Source organism: Stenotrophomonas sp. TWI169, from assembly GCF_039674705.1.
GTDB classification, from domain to species: domain Bacteria; phylum Pseudomonadota; class Gammaproteobacteria; order Xanthomonadales; family Xanthomonadaceae; genus Stenotrophomonas; species Stenotrophomonas maltophilia_P.
The window spans coordinates 1-1,259 of record NZ_JBDJOB010000046.1; the positions used below are offsets into that span (position 1 = coordinate 1).

General features: G+C 71.4%; 1 protein-coding gene. It reads left to right on the forward strand.

Going from position 1 to position 1,259, the window contains the following annotated elements; all coding sequences use genetic code 11:
- A partial coding sequence (locus tag ABE543_RS18605; RefSeq protein ID WP_346476009.1) for a type VI secretion system Vgr family protein occupies positions 1–1,259 on the forward strand: 1,259 nt, incomplete at both ends.

A 1,259-nucleotide genomic window follows, 5' to 3' on the forward strand; every position in this document is an offset into this window, starting at 1 on the left:
CTGGAGCGCCGCCAGGCCAGCGCCGAAAGCGGGCAGGCCAACGACCTGGGCATCATCGACCGCGACACCTGCGGCCCCTACGGCTGGCAGGACAATGCCCGCGGCCAGCGCCGCGCGCAGCAGCACCTGGATGCGCTGCGCGTGCGCGCGCAGACCATCGACGGTGCCGGCCAGTGGCGCACGCTGGCCCCGGGCGCACGGTTCGGCCTGTCGCAGCACCCGCAGGTGAGCCAGGACGCGCAGTTCCTGTGCCTGTCGGTGCAGCACCAGGCGCGCAACAACCTCGATGCCGATGTATTCGATGCGCTGGAGCAGACCCTGGGTCCGTCCAGCGTGGCCGCGCCGGCACTGCCGGGCGCGCTGTCGGGCCTGGCCAATGGGCGTGCGCCCGGTGAGGTCTCCACCGCCTTCTACGACAATCGCTTCGTGGCCATACCGGCCGAAGTGACCTACCGGCCGCAGACCGACGATGGCCATGGCGCGCATCTGCATCCGCGGCCGACCATCACCGGCACGCTCAGTGCGATCGTGGTCAGCGATGGCGACCCGCTGCTGTCCGACCGCGACCACCGCATCAAGGTGCAGTTCCCGTGGCAGCGCGGCGGCAACGCCAGCAGCGGGCTGGCCCATCCGGGTGGGGACGACAATGCCCCGGCCACCGGGGGGGCCTGGACGTGGGTGCGGGTGATGACCCCATGGGCGGGCGACAACTGGGGCGGCGTGGTGCTGCCACGGCGCGGCCAGGAAGTGCTGGTGGCCTTCCTGGAGGGCGACATCGACCGCCCGGTGGTGGTCGGTGCGGTGTACAACGGCCGTGGCCAGCAGGACGCGCAGCACAACCAGATCAACGGTGGCGGTGCCAACGCCACCGGTAATGCGGCGGCATGGTTCGAGGGCAACGATCACGCCGCGGTGTATACCGGTTTCAAGAGCCAGGCACTGGCCGACAGCCAGGGCGGGCAGGGCGGCTACCAGCAGCTGCGCTTCGATGACACGCCGGGCCAGGGCCGCGCGCAGCTGTCCACCACCCAGCACGAGACCACCCTGACCCTGGGCCATCTCAAGGGCGGCCAGGACAACGTGCGCGAGGGCGAGCGGGGCTTTGGTGTGGAACTGTCCACGCAGGCCCAGGGTGCACTGCGCGCCGGCCGTGGCCTGCTGCTGACCACCGAGCCGGGTACGCCGCAGCTGGCGGCGCCGCAGGCACTGAGCCAGTTGCAGGAAAGCCAGCAGCTGCTGCAGCAGCTGGCCGAGTCGGC